At 61.9% G+C, this 16889-nt stretch carries 18 protein-coding genes; 10 read left to right on the top strand and 8 right to left on the bottom strand.

The genetic code is table 11. The features are described 5' to 3' along the window. The first annotated feature begins 163 nt into the window (after positions 1 to 163). From ABAC460_RS29815 to ABAC460_RS50350, 7 genes are all read left to right on the top strand, one after another. Positions 164 to 493 carry a HesB/IscA family protein gene (locus tag ABAC460_RS29815; protein WP_031236435.1) on the top strand — a complete coding sequence of 110 codons (330 nt, stop codon included), beginning with the start codon at positions 164 to 166 and terminating at the stop codon, positions 491 to 493. A 360-nt stretch (positions 494 to 853) separates the two neighbouring features. Beyond that, positions 854 to 1642, top strand: a complete 789-nt coding sequence (gene xth, locus ABAC460_RS29810) for an exodeoxyribonuclease III (RefSeq protein ID WP_023452268.1) — start codon at positions 854 to 856, stop codon at positions 1640 to 1642. Between the two features lie 10 nt (positions 1643 to 1652). Beyond that, a complete protein-coding gene (locus ABAC460_RS29805) occupies positions 1653 to 1994 on the top strand; it encodes an MmcQ/YjbR family DNA-binding protein (protein ID WP_023452267.1) in 342 nt (113 codons plus the stop codon). A gap of 52 nt (positions 1995 to 2046) precedes the next feature. After that, complete coding sequence (locus ABAC460_RS29800; protein ID WP_023452266.1) at positions 2047 to 2727, top strand: hypothetical protein; 681 nt, start codon at positions 2047 to 2049, stop codon at positions 2725 to 2727. 75 nt (positions 2728 to 2802) lie between these two features. Then, complete coding sequence (locus tag ABAC460_RS29795; protein WP_023452265.1) at positions 2803 to 3543, top strand: hypothetical protein; 741 nt, start codon at positions 2803 to 2805, stop codon at positions 3541 to 3543. 126 nt (positions 3544 to 3669) lie between these two features. Then, complete coding sequence (locus ABAC460_RS29790; protein ID WP_023452264.1) at positions 3670 to 4365, top strand: NnrU family protein; 696 nt, start codon at positions 3670 to 3672, stop codon at positions 4363 to 4365. Positions 4366 to 4459: 94 nt separating this feature from the next. Continuing rightward, positions 4460 to 4636, top strand: coding sequence for a hypothetical protein (locus ABAC460_RS50350; RefSeq protein ID WP_006274015.1), 177 nt, complete (start codon positions 4460 to 4462; stop codon positions 4634 to 4636). 425 nt (positions 4637 to 5061) lie between these two features. Here ABAC460_RS50350 and ABAC460_RS29780 read toward each other — a convergent pair whose 3' ends face one another. Further along, entirely contained in the window at positions 5062 to 5994 is a 933-nt protein-coding gene (locus ABAC460_RS29780; protein WP_023452263.1) for a Gfo/Idh/MocA family protein, read from the bottom strand. A 201-nt stretch (positions 5995 to 6195) separates the two neighbouring features. Here ABAC460_RS29780 and ABAC460_RS29775 point away from each other — a divergent pair, with 201 nt between their 5' ends. Then, positions 6196 to 7089, top strand: coding sequence for a hypothetical protein (locus tag ABAC460_RS29775; protein ID WP_023452262.1), 894 nt, complete (start codon positions 6196 to 6198; stop codon positions 7087 to 7089). On the opposite strand, the gene ABAC460_RS0124205 is transcribed toward ABAC460_RS29775, so the two are convergent. Beyond that, complete coding sequence (locus ABAC460_RS0124205; protein WP_023452261.1) at positions 7086 to 7475, bottom strand: MerR family transcriptional regulator; 390 nt, start codon at positions 7473 to 7475, stop codon at positions 7086 to 7088. The genes ABAC460_RS29775 and ABAC460_RS0124205 overlap by 4 nt on opposite strands. Positions 7476 to 7548: 73 nt before the next feature. On the opposite strand from ABAC460_RS0124205, the gene ABAC460_RS29770 reads away from it, so the two are divergent. Both ABAC460_RS29770 and ABAC460_RS29765 read left to right on the top strand, forming a co-directional pair. Continuing rightward, complete coding sequence (locus ABAC460_RS29770) at positions 7549 to 7800, top strand: hypothetical protein (protein WP_023452260.1); 252 nt, start codon at positions 7549 to 7551, stop codon at positions 7798 to 7800. A 4-nt stretch (positions 7801 to 7804) separates the two neighbouring features. Further along, positions 7805 to 8131 carry a YnfA family protein gene (locus ABAC460_RS29765; RefSeq protein WP_023452259.1) on the top strand — a complete coding sequence of 109 codons (327 nt, stop codon included), beginning with the start codon at positions 7805 to 7807 and terminating at the stop codon, positions 8129 to 8131. On the opposite strand, the gene ABAC460_RS29760 is transcribed toward ABAC460_RS29765, so the two are convergent. The 6 genes from ABAC460_RS29760 to gorA form a co-directional block, all read right to left on the bottom strand. After that, positions 8128 to 8895, bottom strand: a complete 768-nt coding sequence (locus ABAC460_RS29760; protein WP_023452258.1) for an SDR family NAD(P)-dependent oxidoreductase — start codon at positions 8893 to 8895, stop codon at positions 8128 to 8130. The two genes, ABAC460_RS29765 and ABAC460_RS29760, sit on opposite strands and share 4 nt — an antisense overlap. Positions 8896 to 8916: 21 nt before the next feature. Continuing rightward, positions 8917 to 10314, bottom strand: coding sequence for an MATE family efflux transporter (locus ABAC460_RS29755; RefSeq protein WP_023452257.1), 1398 nt, complete (start codon positions 10312 to 10314; stop codon positions 8917 to 8919). 56 nt (positions 10315 to 10370) lie between these two features. Then, positions 10371 to 12464, bottom strand: coding sequence for a S9 family peptidase (locus ABAC460_RS29750; protein WP_023452256.1), 2094 nt, complete (start codon positions 12462 to 12464; stop codon positions 10371 to 10373). Between the two features lie 60 nt (positions 12465 to 12524). Beyond that, positions 12525 to 13898 (bottom strand): class II 3-deoxy-7-phosphoheptulonate synthase, encoded by a 1374-nt coding sequence (locus ABAC460_RS29745; RefSeq protein WP_023452255.1) that lies wholly within the window; start codon positions 13896 to 13898, stop codon positions 12525 to 12527. Positions 13899 to 14053: 155 nt separating this feature from the next. Then, the gene (locus ABAC460_RS29740; RefSeq protein ID WP_023452254.1) at positions 14054 to 15385 is read right to left on the bottom strand and encodes an O-antigen ligase family protein; all 1332 of its coding nucleotides are present in this window, start codon (positions 15383 to 15385) and stop codon (positions 14054 to 14056) included. Next, the gene (gene gorA / locus ABAC460_RS29735; RefSeq protein WP_023452253.1) at positions 15382 to 16752 is read right to left on the bottom strand and encodes a glutathione-disulfide reductase; all 1371 of its coding nucleotides are present in this window, start codon (positions 16750 to 16752) and stop codon (positions 15382 to 15384) included. The genes ABAC460_RS29740 and gorA overlap by 4 nt, the downstream gene beginning before the upstream one ends. Between the last annotated feature and the right edge of the window lie 137 nt (positions 16753 to 16889).

Genomic DNA, 16889 nt, shown 5'->3' with positions numbered 1-16889 from the left:
AAAGATGCGCGTAAAAGCAAAAACTTAGAGCGCCGATCCGGTTCTTCCGGATCGAAAGGCGCTCTAAGCATGTGGCGTCCCTATACTATAAAATGTAACAACGACCTAAATTTTCGCTGCCCAAGGGGTGAAAATCCCAACAAATACCGCCATATTGAACGTCATGAGCCACAACATCACCCTCACCGCCTCCGCCGCGAAGCACCTCAACCGACTAAGTAGCGAAGCCGGCCACCCGGTCATGCTGCGCGTCACGGTCGAAGGCGGCGGCTGTTCAGGGTTCCAATACGTCCTGGACCTGACGGATACGGCCGCACCTGAGGATTCTCAGATCACCAACGACGGCGCCACGGCGCTGGTCGACGATGTCTCGGCGCCGTTGATGGCCGGGTCGATGATCGACTATGTCGAGGAACTGGTCGGTTCGCAATTCAAGATCCTGAACCCGCTCGCGGTCGCTTCCTGCGGCTGCGGAACGAGCTTCGCGCTGTAGGCATTTAGCTACCCCAATAGGCTGGACAAGCTCCCTCCTGTCCACGAAGTGGGGAGGTCGGGTGAGCGAGCAAGAGTACAGCTCTTGCCGCGCAAGGAAGCGGTGGAGGGTATCTGCAAGTGCGATTACCGCTGCGTTTCATAACTATCTGAGTTAGGTGGCGGGAAAAAATACTTTTTATTACGCTTCAACGAACTGCAACTTCGTCCGCAAGAATACCCCTCCACCGCTTCGCGGTCCCCCTCCCCACTTCGTGGAGAGGAGGGAGTTTGCAACATCTTTTGCGATAGTACTGTATGCGTCTGCCTCAGCGGCTAAGAACCCTTGCGGGAATCCCCCTGCCCGCCTAAACAAGGCGGCATGAAACTCGCCACCTGGAACGTCAATTCGGTCAATGCCCGCCTGCCGCTGCTGCTGGAGTGGTTCCGCGAAGCCGCACCTGATGTCTGCGCCCTGCAGGAAATCAAATGCCTGGACGAGAAGTTCCCTACGGAAGCCTTCGAATCCCTCGGCTACAACGTCGCCGTTTTCGGCCAGAAGACGTGGAACGGCGTCGCCATCCTCTCGAAATTCCCGCTCAGCGACATCACCCGCGGCCTGCCCGGCGACGAAACCGACGAGCAATCGCGCTATATCGAAGCTCTGATCGAAGCGCCGCAACCGGTGCGCTTCGTCGGTATCTACCTGCCCAATGGCAATCCGCTCGGCACCGACAAATATGCCTACAAACTGCGCTGGCTGGAACGTCTGCACGCCCGCGCCGCGTACCTGCTCACCCTAGAAGAACCAACCGTCATCACCGGCGACTTCAACATCATTCCGACCAAGGCCGACTGCTGGAAGGAAAGCGTATGGCTGGATGACGCCCTGTACCAGCCGGCCGTCCGCCAGGCCTATCAGGGCCTGAAGAACCTGGGCTACACCGACGCCTTTGACGTCATGCCGCCGGAAGGTAACCGTTACACCTTCTGGGACTATCAGGCCGGCGCCTGGCAGAAGAACGAAGGCATCCGCATCGACCATCACCTGCTGTCGCCTCAGGCGGCGGATCGGCTGAACGGCCTGACCATCCACAAGGACACCCGCGGCCGCACCCACGACGAAGCCAAGCCGTCGGACCACGTTCCGGTCGAAATCGAACTGGCCTGAGACCGTCAAAATGACACCTGAGGCATTTCGCGACCTGGCCCTGTCGTTTCCGGAAGCGGAAGCCGCGTCCCATTTCGACAGTGCCGACGCCCGCGTCCGCAACAAGATTTTCGCCTCGCGCATCGACCAGGACATAGCCGTGCTGAAACTCACCCCCGAACAGCAGCAGATGCTGTGCGAGGCTGAACCGGAGATTTTCGAGCCCGTGAAAAATGCCTGGGGCGCCAAGGGCTGGACACAGTTCCACAGCACACGCGCGGATAACGCCACCGCCACCAGCGCCCTGTGGATGGCGTGGCGAAATACAGCCCCGAAGAGTCTGCTGAAACAGCACACGCAAACCGAATTTTAACGTCTTTCCAACATCTTAAGTTTTTCTTGACCATACCAAGAGTGTCCGGTCCATGGACCAAGTCGCGCGCACCCTGCTGTATTTTCTGTTCGCCGGGTTTGCCCTCACCCTGATCGCCTCGGGCCTGATGTGGTGGTTCGAAGCCACCCGCCGGCTGCAGCGCGCCCTCACCACATCCCTGGGCAAGCCCGCCGACGCCATCGTCTACGACCTCAGCAGCACCAAGGCGGCCGGGCTGGACTTTACCGCCGGCGACCTGGCCATCCTGTGGAACAGCGGCACGGCGGGGCTGGTCTATGCTTTCGATGAGATCGAGGGCGCCGAACTGATCGTCGACGAACGAGTCGTCGCCCGGGCCCAGCGCGGCGAACCGCGCCGTGTGCTCAATGAAACCCACGCCCAGGCCTCACGCGTGACCCTGCGGCTGATGTTCGACGACGTCGAAACGCCGGAGTTCGAGTTAAATCTCTTCGGCGATGTCAGCCACAACCCGGTCCACGCCAAGACCGCTGCCGAAGCCGTCCGGCTGGGCCGCAAATGGTTGTCGCACATCGATGCGGTGATCAAGCGCATGCCAGCCGCGGCATCCCCCTACCCCGCCGAAGACGTTGAGCCGGCCGCGGTAGCCCAAAGACCCAAAGAGCCCAAAAAGGCGCCTAAACCGGTGATCAATGACCGGCCACCGTGGGATGACGATGTCGAAAACGACACGGACGACGACGAAAAACACTGAATAAGAGGTTAAGGCTTAACGTCCCTGCGGAACTATGGTTAAATCCGAAAAGTGCCATAGCTGTTCAGGTTCACCGTGCCGACCTTCCTGCCCGCCCTTATCATTCTGTCCGCGGCTGCGCTCGCCGTTCTGATCATCCTTTACCGGATCTATGAATCGCGCGTCGAACAGCCTAAGAAGCTGGAGGACGAAGTCAAGGAAGCCCTTGGCGGCGCCAAGCCCGACGTCGAGTCGATCGAGCCGGTGCGCAAGGCCGCCTGCGCCATCTCCTACATGGCCGACAAGATCGTCATCGTGCGCGAATTCGGCAAGCTGCCGACCCGGACCTACACGATTGCCGACCTGTACGGCCTGGAAGTCTTCGTCGATGGCCGCATCTTCGCCCGTGTCGTTCGCGCCGGATCGGCCAAGCCGCTGGACACCGGATCCTATAAGGCGATCGACGATATTGCGCCGACCGTCAACGACGTCACCGTGCGCCTGATTTTCGACGACCCGATCCATCCCGACTTCCAGTTGATCCTGTGGCGCCCGGATGACGCCCTGACCGCCCGCGCCGAAGGCCCGCGCGCCGCCATGGCCCGCGCTCGCAAGTGGTTCCACCACGTCGAAGCCATCCTGCGCCGCCCGGTGCACGTCAAGGTGCCGCCGCCCGCCATCCATGCGCCGGTGCCCGAACCCGCCAAGGTCGCCGTAGTAGCTCCTATCCCGGCCGCCCTGCCCGAACCCGGCCCGGCCCCGGCGCCATCCGCATCGGCGCCGCCGAAAAAAGGGGAAGGCGATGTGCTCAACGCCCCGCTTATCCCCTACATCTGACCTGGCCGCGCACGGCACGGCTTGGCGCGGGCGAAAAAGCTGTTAACCTCACCGCGAACCTGATCCCGGCCGAAAGCCTAATCCCGGCCAAAAACTATCCCGGCCAAAAACCACCCCGGAAATACCATGTGGACTCTGGCACTCGCGTGCGCCTTCTTCCTCTGCATCCATCTGATGATCAGCGGCACCCATCTGAAGGAGCAGATCATCGGTCGCATCGGCGGCACGGCCTATTACGTCATCTTTTCCATTCTGTCGTTGGCTGGCCTCATCGCCATGGGTATGGCCTTCGCCGCCGCTCAGGATGACAATCTGAACTTCCGCCTGTGGCAGCGCAGCGAAGCGCCGCTGCCGCTGGAAATCATCTCCCTGGTGATCAACTTCGTCGCCTTCTTCCTGGTGATCCTGGGCCTGACGACGCCGTCGCCGACCAACCTGCTGGCGCTGTGGCGCCTGCCTGACAAAAGCGTCTACGGCATCATCCGGATTTCACGGCACCCAATCCTGGCCGGCATCGGCCTGTGGTCAGCCATGCACCTGATCGCGTGCGGCAACATCGCCGGCTGGCTGTTTTTCGGTTCTTTACTGGGGGTCTGCGTCCTGGGCGCCGCCAATATCGACCGCAAACGCCTGGCACTGATGGGGGACACCTACGCCTCGATCATGCGGCGCACATCGATCATTCCCTTCGTTGCCATCATCGAAGGCCGCACCGCATTCGCCCCTGAGGAGTTGGGGATTGCGCGCATGTTCCTGGCAGCTTCTATGTTCTCGATGTTCGCGGTGTGGCACGAAGTGCTCTTTATCGCACGGCTGTTGTGAGCGGGTGCGAAAACCTGTTGATCTTGTCACAAATGTTTGAACAAATAGTCGTTAAGGTCTGAGAAACAGATGCGTGGGTGGGTACGTTAGGACGATGAAGCTGTCGGCTTTCACATTGTTGTTGTTCTTCGTGTCCGTGGCGCTTGCCATAGCCAGCTTGGTCGGCCGTTTCCAGGAGGTCCAGTACCTGACGGAGTATCAGTACTGGCTGATGGCCGGAGCGTTCGGCGTCCTGGTGTTCGGGATCGTGTTCAAAGGCCAGTCGCATTAGCGGCCTGATCTAAGAAGATTGACCACGGACCACACGGAAACGCCGCTGCGCGACGGCACGGAAATCACTGAATTCCGGGTGAAGTATCTCCCGCGCGAAGCGCCTCAAAAGATACGCCTGTCCCTTGGAAGGAATGCGCTTAAGCGCCGTCCATCTGGCTTATCTGGCTTATCTGTGGACAAAAAATGCGATGCTTCCACGGCTCCGTTGCCGGGCGAAATCCCGGCCTTCGTCGTGGCGGAACCCTCGTAAAAGGTTGTCCACAGATAAGCCAGAGAAGCCAGATGAACATCGTAAACGCTTGAATCGTCTGCGAATTGTCACCAATGTGAAGGCGCTTCGCGCGCATCAGCGCTAAATTTTAGTGTTTTCCGTGTCGCCGCGCAGCGGCGTTTTGGTGTGGTCCGTGGTCCATCTTCCTTACGTCAGAACGCCACATCCTCGTCGATGGCAAAGCCAAGCTCCAGGGCCTGCAGCGCCTCTGCGCCGGTGCACAAAGGCCGTTCGCGCACGCCGCGCACCGTGTCCAGGAACCGGAAGACACTGGTGCCCAGCGGGTCGCGGGCGATATCGGCTTCGGCAAAGTCAGCATTCAAAGCAAACGGCGTGCCGTTCTCGAACTTGCGGTTCAGCAGGTCGATAAAGACCGTGCCCGACGGATAAACAATCCGCATGGTCCGCTCCCGCTCGTCCGCCATGCGCGACGCCTTGAACACCGCCTTCATACCGTTTTCGAAATCGACTTCGGCGTCGACTTCATCGCCACCGACCGCGGAATAGCCTTCGTCCCCACGCCGGCGGCCAGCCGCCTGCAAACCACCGGCCTCGCAGCCCGCCAGGCTTATGGCCAGGTCCAGGTCGTGGATCATCAAGTCCAGAACCACCGACACATCGAGATTACGACTCGACGCTGTGCCGTTGCGGACGGCTTCAAGCTGCAGCGGCTTTTCCGGCACATCATAGAGCCCCATGGCTTCGAAGACAGCGCGTTCCTGATGGCCGCAGGCCAGGACGAGCCCTTTTTCCTCGGCCAGAGCCACCATGGCCTCGCCATCGCGTGACGCCACGGCCAGGGGCTTTTCGGTGTAGACGTGAATACCCTTTTCCAGCGCCGGCAGGGCGACCGAAGCATGAGCAAAGGCCGGTGTCGCAATGGTGACGACATCGACCGCGGCCAAGAAGGCGTCGAGATCGTCGAACGCCTGGACGCCATGGGCCGACGCCGCGGTGCGCGCACGTTCGATGTCCAGATCGTAAATGCCGACGAAATCGATATCGGAAGCCTGCTTGTACTTGTTGGCGTGATACCCGCCGAACACGCCCGCACCCGCAACACCTGCACGCAACACCTTGGTCATGCCATTCTCTTCCCTGCGCTTCCCCCGCCCGGCGGCATATCTAGACCGCTTTGCAGCAAAAATGGAATAGAAACCACACACATAAACTGTGCACAGCCCTGTGATCCCGGCACAAAGCGCTTTGTGCCCTTTCGCAATCGCGTTACAAGCGAGCACTTTGCGGCAGGCCTTGCCGCGACCCGCCATGTCAGGGAGTCATTCGTGCAGCGTCTTTTTGGGGCCTATGTAATCGTCGACTACAGCGCCGCCGAAGGCAAGAAGACCGGCGAATCCTCGGTATGGATCGGCGTCATGAAGCGTGACGTCCGCTTCCGCCTGTCGTACGAGACCCATAACCCGGCTACCCGCGCCGAGGCGCAAACCGTGTTGCGCGCCATCCTGGCCGACCTGCACAAGCGCGGCGACCGGATCTTCCTCGGTTTTGGCTTCCCGCTGGGCTTTGTCCGCGGCACCGCCGGCCGTTTGCAACTGAATGGCTGGAAGGGCTTGTGGGACTTCCTGGCCAAGAACATCGTCGACAAGGCCGACAACACCAACAACCGCTTCCAGGTCGCCGCCAAGATCAACCGGCTGATCACCGATGAAGCCTGGCCGTTCTGGGGGGCGCCCAAGAACGCCTCGCAGAAGTGGCTGTCGACGCTGAAGCCGGACTCGTTCGGCGACTTCCCGGAATTCCGCCTTACCGAAGAAGCGCTGACCGGCAAGATCAAGAAGGCCGCCCTGCCCAAGAGCCTGTGGCAGATGCACGGCGCCGGTGTCGCCGGTGGTGTCGCCATGCTGGGGATCGTAGCGGTGCGTTCGCTGCTGGAGCACCTGGGCGACAAGGCGCGGCTGTGGCCGTTGCAGACCGGCTTCGGTACGCTGGAACTGGACGGCGTCAATACGGTCGTGGCCGAGGTCTATCCGCCAATGTTCGAAGGCGAAGCAACGACCGGCGAGGTCAAGGACGCGGCGGCGGTGCGGTTCACGGCGCAAGCCCTGGCCGACCTGGATGACAAGGGGAACCTGGACGGGCTGTTCAGCGCGCCCAAGAGCCTGAGCGAGACCGATGTCGCCCTGGCCGCTAGCGATGAAGGCTGGATCCTGGGCGCCTAAATAGCGCTATAGAGGTCACACGGGCCATTGGCCGGCAGGCAGCCGGCCTGGCAGTTCGCCATGTGCAGGGACAAGGTGAGGTCGAGGTCTTTTAAGGCCTCTATCCGTTGCCGTATCGCGTCGCGCTGCTCCTGAAAAAATGCCAGGGTTTCGGCGCACGGCTTGCCATTGGCCTCCAGGGCCAGCAGGGATTTAACCCGCTCCAGCGGCACATCAAGATCGCGCAGCCGGCGGATCATCACCAACCGCGCCAAGTCGGCCCGGCCATAGACGCGATGGCCGCTCTCCCGTCGTTCCGCCGGCGGCATCAAGCCCTGCGCTTCGTAGTAACGGACGGTTGGGACGGAACATTGCGCTTTGCGCGCCAGAACGCCGATGGTGAACATGCATTTTTTCCTTGAACCTCAAGTAACTTGAGGTCGGACACGGATGACATCAACCCTTTCGGAGTGCAATTGCATGAAAAAAGCCATCCTCGCCGTTATCGCGGCATGCCTGGGCTGCTGCGCCCTGCTGTTCCTGATCCCCACCGTGTCCGGGGTAACCCTTGTTGGGCTCCGGTTGGCCGGGGTGAGCCTTGAGGTTCTGGTGTGCGCCCTGCCTCTGGTGGCGCTGTCGGGTTTTGGACTCTATCTGGTGCTCAAGCCGCGCAAGGCCTGCGCCCATGACGGAAGTTGCGGTTGCAAGCACCACGACCCGCAGGCAAGGTAGGGACATGAAAGCCCTTGCCGTCTATGTCCTGGCCGCCCTCTGCGAAATCGCCGGCTGCTACAGCCTGTGGGCCGTACTGAAGCTGGGCCGGTCGCCGTGGTGGCTGGTGCCCGGCGCGCTATGCCTAGGCGCTTTCGCGTGGCTGTTGACTCTGATCGACAGTTCGGCCGCCGGCCGGGCCTATGCAGCCTACGGCGCCATCTATATCGCCGCGTCGATCGGTTGGATGTGGCTGATGGAAAAGCAGCGTCCCGATCTTTGGGACCTGGGCGGGCTGGTGCTGTGCCTGGCCGGGTCGGCGATGATCCTATTCGGTCCGCGGTCGGCTTAGGAGCCGCCGTAGTACTGGCCGCCATTGACGTGCAGGATCTGGCCGGTGACGTAGCCGCTCATCGCAGACGCCAGGAACAGGACCGGTCCGACGCAATCGTCCGGCGTGCCGACGCGGCCCATGGGCACCGAGTTGCGCATGGCCTCCATTCGATCGGCCGGGGTCATCGCATGGAACGGCGTACCAATCACACCCGGCGCAATGGCATTGACCCGGATGTTCTTCTTGGCCAGGTCGGTCGCCATATGGCGCGTCAGGTTGTGCACCGCCGCCTTGGCCGTGGCATAAAGGCCTGAGCCCGGACCGCCACCATTGCTGCCGGCGATCGAGCCGACATTGATCACGGCTCCGCCGCCACGCGCTTCCATCAGCGGAACGGCCGCCTGGGTGCCGGCGATGACGCAGCGCAGGTTCAGGTCCATGACATTGTCGTAGAAGCCGTCATCCCACTCCATCAGCAGCTTGCGCGCCACCAGGGCGCCGGCATTGTTGACCAGGATGTCCAACCCGCCGAGTTTATGTCCGGCTTCGGCGACGACGTCGCGGACGCTGTCGGGCGCGTTCATCAGGTCGGCCTGGATCAGATGGGCTTCGCCACCGTCAGCCCCGATCAGGTCGGCTACGGTCTGCGCGGCGTCACGGCTGGAATTGTAGTGGATGGCGACCCTGGCGCCCTTGGCGGCAAAGGCCTGGGCGACGGCCGCGCCAATGCCGGTGCTGGCCCCCGTGATCAAAACCAGCTTGCCCTGCAAATCATCCAGCATCGTCGCCTCCTTGTAATTATATTACTTATTAGGTGCGCAGGCGGCGTCTGTCGAGAGGGCTGCCGCTTTTTTGTCGAGCCAGAAGAACCGCGCCACCAGCAGGGTCGCCGAGATCCAGCTCGCCACGGCGCAGGCATAGATCAGGCCTGGCACGCCCTGCCCCCAGTGCAGCGAGAAGAGATAGCCCAAAGGCAGCATGAACAGGCCGTAGCTAACATAGTGCAGCACCGGCGCGATCAAGACATCGTGGCGGGCGCGCAAAGCCTGGGCGGCAACCACCTGGACACCGTCGGGCACGAAAAACAGGCATGACAGCAGCAACGCCGCCTGGACGCCGGTGATCAGTGCGGCATCCGACGTATAGCCGGCCGCCAGCCACGACGATCCTGTCAGCACGGTCAGCACGACCAGCATCATGAAACCAGCTGCCGACAGGAAGCTGACCCGACCCATCCGCGCCATGCCGGCGGAGTCTTCGGCGCCATAGGCGCGGCCGACCAGGACAGAGCAACCTATGGCCAGCCCCATGGGCACCATGAAGACCAGGCTGGCGAAGTTCAGGATAATTGCCCAGACGGCAACGGCGGCTTCGGAAATCCGGCCGGCGAAAAAGGTCATGGCGGCAAAGGCCGTCACTTCGATGAAATAGGAGGCGCCGGCGGCATAACCGATCTGGCGCTGTTCGCGCGCGCCCTGAGGATCCGGGGCATGACGGCCCAGCAGGTTGTAGGTCTTCACCTGTTTCAGGGTGAAGACATAGGCCAGGATGGCGATGGTCACCAGGATTCGCGCCACCAGGGTCGAGATGGCGGCCCCCATGGCGCCATCGCTGTCGATGCCGGGAATCTTGACGATGCCGGGCACCAGGACCAGCAGCAAGGCGACGTTGACGACATTGCCGCTCCAGGTGAAGACCATGCCGGGCCGGGTCCTGCCCAGGCCTTCGAGGAATTCCGAACCGGCCACGGCCAGCATGTAGAACGGCATGGACAAAGCAAAGACGATCAGCGGCCCGGAGGCGCCCGTAGCGATGCCGGGCTGGATGGTGGCCTTCAGAAGGGCCGGTCCCGCCAGGACCAGCAGGATCATCGACAGGAAGCCCAGGATGATGGCGTAGACCATGCCGCGCTGAAAGGCGCCGCCGATGCGATGCGGTTCGTCGGCACCGACGAAGTGGGCGGTCTTGACCTGCACCCCGACCAGCAAGCCGATGGAGGTCACCAGAAAGACGCTGGTCGGGGCCCAGGCCAGGGAGTGGTAGCCCAGTTCGGCGGCGGAATAGTGCCCGACGACCAGGGTATCCATCAGCCCCATCAGCATGAAGCCCAGGCGCGACAGGACGACCGGCCATGACAGACGATAAAGGGCGGCAAACGCCGCCCTTACCTCAGGGTTCAACAGTGATCGCAATCCCGACATGGTCGCTCCTGTAACCGAAGTCGCAGTATAGGGCAATCGCGGTCAGGAACTGGCAGCTACTCCACCTTCAACTGCTTCATCGCAAACGCCATGGCCTCGGACAGTTCCTCCCAGCGACGGAAGCGGCCCGACTTGCCACCGTGGCCGGCCTCCATATTGACGCGATAGACCAAGGGCGCATCGCCCGTCTTTGTCGCGCGTAGTTTCGCCACCCACTTGGTCGGCTCGTAGTACTGCACCTGGCTGTCCCACAAACCCGTCGAGACATAGATCGGCGGATAGGCCTGGGCCGTGACATTATCGTACGGCGAATAGGTCATCATATAGTCGTAGAAGGGCTTCTGTTCCGGATTGCCCCACTCGTCGTATTCGTTGGTGGTCAGCGGGATCGAGGCGTCCAGCATGGTCGTCACCGCATCGACGAAGGGCACCTGGGTGACGATGACACCGTAATCCTGCGGCGCCATATTGGCCACCGCCCCCATCAGCAACCCGCCGGCGCTGCGGCCGAAACCGGCCACGCGCTTCGGCGCGGCGAATTTCTGGTCGACCAGGTAGCGCGTGACGTCGATGAAGTCGGTGAAGCTGTTCATCTTGTTCATCAGATGGCCATCGTCGTACCACTGCCGGCCCATCTCCTGGCCGCCGCGGATATGGGCTATCGCCACCACAACGCCGCGGTCGAGCAAGCTGGGGAACATCGGGTTGAACGACGGGTCGGACGACGCCCCGTAGGCGCCATAACCGATCTGATAGACGGCCGCTGTGCCGTCCTTTTTGAAGCCCTTCTTGTAGACCAGCGAAACCGGAATCTTGGTGCCGTCGCGGGCCGTGGCCCAGACCCGTTCGGTCGTGTACTGCGAGGCATCATAGCCCGGCACCGGCTGGACCTTCAGGGTGCGGCGCTCACCGGTCTTGACATTGGTCTCATAGACGGTGTCCGGCGTGGTCAGCGAACCATACGAATAGCGAACCCAATCCGTCGCCGGATCGGGATTGACGTTCAGCCCCATGACGTAGGCCGGCTCATCGCTTTTAACCGGCGTCGACACGCCCGCCATGGTCAGGGTACGCAGGCGCTTATTGCCCCCTACCCGCTCCTCGATGGCGACAAAGCCGTCGAAGGGCTGGAAGTTTTCAATGAAAACATCGTCGCTAACCGCGACCAGATCGGTCCATTTCGACCGATCGCCGAAGCCCAATGTGTCGGCCTGGGTCATCAGGCGATAGTTCTTCGCCTGCCAGTTGGTGCGGATCACCCAGCGGCCGGTGACATGATCGGCCGTGTACAGGAACTCACGTTCACGCGGGGCTATGACGGCAAAGTCTCCGCCTACGGCCGGCGCGCAGCGCTGCTCGTCGCTGACGGTCGCATGAAGATAGATGCAGACATACTCGTCGGAAGTCGTGCGGCCCAGCGAGATGTAATAGCTGTCGTCGGCTTCTTCGTAGACCAGGCGGTCCGCCGCCGCTTCGCTGCCGATCACATGCGCCTTGACCCGCTTGGACAACAGAGTCACCGGATCCTTGTCGATATAGAAGATCGTCGCGTTGTCGTCGGACCAGACGATATCCTCGATATTGCTGACCTTGGCGTCGAGGATTTCACCTGTGGCGATCGTCTTGACCTTCAGGCCGTACTGGCCACGGCCGACCGTATCCTCGGCCCAGGCGATCTTCGTCTTGTCGGGGCTGACCGTCCAGGCGCCGACGCGGAAATAGCCCTTGCCTTCCGCCATCGCATTCTGGTCCAGCAGAATTTCTTCCGGCGCCGTCATCTCGCCCTTGCGCCGCGCGACGACCGGATAGTCCTTCCCGGCGACATAGCGGGTATAGTACCAGTAGCCGCCTTTCAGATACGGAACGCTGGCATCGTCGGGTACCAGGCGGGCGGTGACTTCCTTGTACAGCGTTTCCGCCAGCGGCTTGCTGTCAGCCAGGACCGTATCGGCATAGGCGTTTTCCGCCCGCAGATAGGCCAGCATCTCCTCGTTCTTGCGGGTGTCGTCGCGCAGCCAGTAATAGTCGTCGTTGCGCACGGCGCCGAACGGCGCCTTGACCTCATAAGGCACCTTTTTTGCCACCGGGGGCTCCGCCGCCATCGCCGGAAACGCCAGCAAGGCTGCCGCGGTCATCAGGATCATGCGCATGAAAAAAGTCTCCGGTGGTTTCACCGGAGACTTGCATATTCATTCGCCTGTGGGAAGCGCTCAGGCCGCCTTGACGGCCTTGTCCTTCAACGCGTGCAGGCGCTCGGCCACCAGGAAGCTCAGTTCCAGAGCCTGATCGGCATTGAGGCGCGGGTCGCAGTGCGTGTGGTACCGGTCGCGCAGATCCTCTTCCGACAGGGCAAAGGCGCCGCCGGTGCATTCCGTCACGTTCTGGCCGGTCATTTCCAGGTGCATGCCGCCCGGGTGGACGCTCTCGCTGGCCGCGATATCGACGAAGGAACGCACCTCCGACAGGATACGGTCGAACGGCCGGGTCTTGTAGCCATTGGCGGCCTTGACCACATTGCCGTGCATCGGGTCGATCGACCACACCACCGGCACGCCGTGCTTGCGCGTCGCCGCCATCAGTTTCGGCAGGCGCTCAGCGACCTTGTCGGAACCGAAACGGCCGATCAGGGTCAGGCGGCCCGGAATGGCCTCCGGGTTCAAGGCGTCGATCAGGCGGACCAGGTCATCGGGTTCCATGGTCGGGCCGCACTTGACGCCGATCGGGTTCTTGATGCCCTTCATAAAGTTGACGTGGGCGCCGTCCAGTTGACGCGTACGCTCACCGATCCACAGCATGTGGGCCGAGGTGTCGTACCAATCGCCCGAGGTGGAATCGACGCGGGTCATAGCCTGCTCGAAGTTCAGCAGCAGGGCTTCGTGTGACGTAAACACATCGACGCTGCGGATCGACGGGTGGCTTTCCGAGGTGATGCCGATGGCCGACATGAAGCTCAGCGTCTCGGAAATCTTCTCGGCCAGGGCCTTGTAACGTTCGCCCTGAGGCGAACCGGACACGAAGCCCAGGGTCCACTTATGGATATTGTACAGGTCGGCATAGCCGCCGTTCGCAAACGCGCGCAGCAGGTTCAGCGTCGCCGACGACTGATGGTAGGCCTTCAGCAGGCGCTGCGGATCGGGAATGCGCGACTCCGGCGTGAAGTCCATGCCGTTGATATTGTCACCGCGATAGGACGGCAGGGTGACGCCATCGATGGTCTCGATCGGGGACGAGCGCGGCTTGCCGAACTGGCCGGCGATGCGGCCGACCTTGACCACCGGACGGCCGCCGGCAAAAGTCATGACGATGGCCATCTGCAGGATCAGGCGGAAGGTGTCGCGGATATTATCGGCCGAGAATTCCTTGAAGCTTTCGGCGCAATCACCGCCCTGCAGCAGGAAGGCGTTACCTTGCGCGACCTGGCCCAGCGCGGTCGTCAGACGGCGCGCCTCGCCGGCAAAGACCAGCGGCGGCAGGGTCGCGAGTTCGCCTTCGACGGCGGTCAGGGCCTGCGCGTCGGGGTAGTCGCTGGGAATGTGCAGGGCCGGCATTTGGCGCCAGTCCTTCGGAGACCAGATTTTGTTCATTGTCATTGTATTCCACGCAGTGTTCGTGCCGACAGAATGTAGGGCGCGTCCACCTAAGCCGCCAATTTACGCATTCAGACGCCGGGTTTCAACTGCAAAACCCATACCGACAACGCTGTCTTTTTGAAAAAGACTGTAAATTCCAGCGGTTATAGTTAAGTCCGTAACTTTATCGGCTGATCTGCCGCCTTTAGGACCAGAAGGAAGATGGCCACCAGCACGGCGCCGAGGCAGTAATACCACGACCGCCACAGGCCATAGCTGACCAGGTTGATGACGAAATAGCCCGATGCCGCCGCCAGGATATAGGGCGTGGCGCGCTGGCGCACGGTCATCGTCCGGGGCGTCACCACCTCCGGCGCGCCGATGTCGCGCAGGCCGTCGTCCTGGGCTTCGCCATAACCGCCCTTAGGGCCTGACAGCCAGAAGATCGCCAACCATAGGGCGGCCAGCAGCACCAGACCGGGCACGCCCAGTTCCATCCAGGCCTGGAGCGACAGGTTGTGCGGATGGTTGGGGATGTGCGGATCGAATGTACGGGCGGTCTCATAGCCCAGCCCCCAGAACGGATGAGCCAGGGTCTGTTCGACCGTATAGGTCCAGATGTCGAGCCGCGCCGCCCAGGACGGCAAGAAGTTGGTCTTGATATGCTGGAACAGGCCGGACCGTATCGCGCCATAGACCGCCAAGGGCAGGACCAGCACGGTGGCCGCGCTCAGCCCGGCCAGCAGTTTATGCGGCGCGAAACGCTGCAAGGCCTTGGGCCAATAGCGGACGGCGAAGAAGACGATGCCACCGGCTACCATGGCCAGCAGGTGAGCATTGGCGTCCGACGCAATCGCCCCGGCCACCACGGCAATAGCCAGCACGACGATCTGGCCGTATTGCCGGCGGTGTTCGAACCAGAAGGCCAGGGGCCAGAACAGCAGGGTCAAATAGACATTGCAGTTGATCATATGGACGATCAGCATTTCCGGCAGCGACGCATCCAGGGCGGGTGTGCCGGCGGCCGCGAAGGCGTTGTTCATGCCGGTGCGCAGCCCCATATGGCTGAGGCTTTCCAAGACCTGGACCACCGACAGGCCGATCATCAGCCAGCCGAACCAAGTGGCCAGGCGCGGCGCCTGTTCGTCGGGCAGGCCGTCGAAACCGGCGATCACCGCCCAGGACACCAGCCAGGCAAAGGTCGGTGCGAACCAGTATTTGGTCGCAAACGCCACGGCCAGTCCCTTGCCGGCCAGCAGGTCAACCATGAATTCCGAACGCAGGAAGCCCAACACGACCATGGCGCCGGTGATGGCTGCCGCCGGCCAGAACCGCTTCAGACGGCCGAGATAGACCAGCAGCGGAATGCCCCAGATGAACAGCATGGCCGGGAGCGCGGTCGGCACCACCCAGGCAAAAATCGGCAGCCAGGTCAGGCCAAACAGCAGCCACCATTCGGCATAATGCGCCTTGACCGCTTCCCACACGCCTTTTGCCGTCACAGCCGCTTGTCCTTGATGGTCACCAGTTCCTCCGCCGCGGTCGGATGAACGGCGCAGGTGGCGTCCCACTGGGCCTTGGTCAGCCGCGCCTTGACGGCGATGCCCGCCAACTGGATCATTTCGCCCGAGTCGTTGCCGACAATATGGCAGCCAATGACGATATCGCTTTCGGCCTCGACGATCAGCTTCATGAAGGTTCGGCTTTCGCCACCGACAAAGGCCGTCTTCATCGGCCGGAAGCGCGTCTGGTAGACGTCGTAGACGATGCCCTTGGCCTTGGCGTCGTCTTCGCTCAGGCCGACAGTCCCGATCTCTGGCTGCGAAAAGACCGCCGTCGGGATATTGCCGTGGTCGTAGGCGACCGGATTGTCCTTCAACGCGGTCTCGACGAAGGCCACAGCCTCGCGGATGGCGACCGGCGTCAGATTGACCCGATTGGTAACGTCGCCGATGGCGAAGATATGCGGGACGGCGGTGCGCGAAAAAGCGTCAACCGGGATAGCGCCGTGAACATCGACCTTGATGTCCAGCACGTCCAGGTTCAGGCCCTCGGTCTTGGGCTTGCGGCCGGAAGCATACATCACCTTACCTGTGGTGAAGGTCTCACCGTTGTTGAGGTGCAGGATGGTGTCGTCACCTTCGGTATGCAGCTTGATCGGATCGACACCGGTCAGGATGGTGATGCCGCGCAGCTTCATTTCGGCGGTCAGGTGGTCGCGGACATCGCTGTCGAAGCCGCGCAGGATCTTCTCACCGCGGTACATCAGGGTGACTTCAACGCCCAGGCCGTTCATGATGCCGGCGAATTCGACGGCGATATAACCGCCGCCGACAATCACCATTTTCTTGGGCAGTTCGGGCAGTTCGAACATGTCGTTCGAGGTCAGGGCGTGTTCCAGCACACCGGGGCAATGCTGCGGCAGGAAGGGCCAGCCGCCGGTGGCGATCAGGATGGTCTTCGCCGTCACTTCGCGGGTCGCGCCGCCCTGAGTGAGAATAAGGGTGTGTTCGTCCTTGAACCCGGCATGGCATGGGATCAGTTCGGCGCCGGCGCGGGCCAGGTTGGAGCCATAGATGCCGGACAGGCGGGTGACCTCGGCCTGGTTATGGGTCTTGAACTGATGCCAGTTGAAGTCGCCCAGTTGCACGTCCCAGCCGAAGCCGCGGGCATAGTCGATATTGGACGGCACTTCGGAAGCATAGACCATGAACTTCTTGGGGACGCAGCCGCGCAGGACGCAGGTGCCGCCGGGGCGGTCTTCTTCGGCAACGCCGACCTTCAGGCCCATATTGGCGGCCAGCCTTGCAGCCCGAACCCCGCCGGAGCCGGCGCCTATCACAAACAGATCGTAGTCGTACTCGGCCATGGTTTACCCTTGTTGGTCCGCGTTTGCGGCCTCTGTTTTGTTTTTAGCCACGAAAAACACGGACTTCAGGACATGCTTGACGCCGCAAAACGGCTTTAAGACCGGTATTTTCAACCACGAACCACACGAACAGACAC

Origin of the sequence: Asticcacaulis sp. AC460 (genome assembly GCF_000495795.1) — a bacterium.
Classification (GTDB): Bacteria; Pseudomonadota; Alphaproteobacteria; order Caulobacterales; family Caulobacteraceae; genus Asticcacaulis.
The sequence above is the reverse complement of the archived record's forward strand: the minus strand, read 5'-3'. Positions and strand labels throughout refer to the sequence as shown.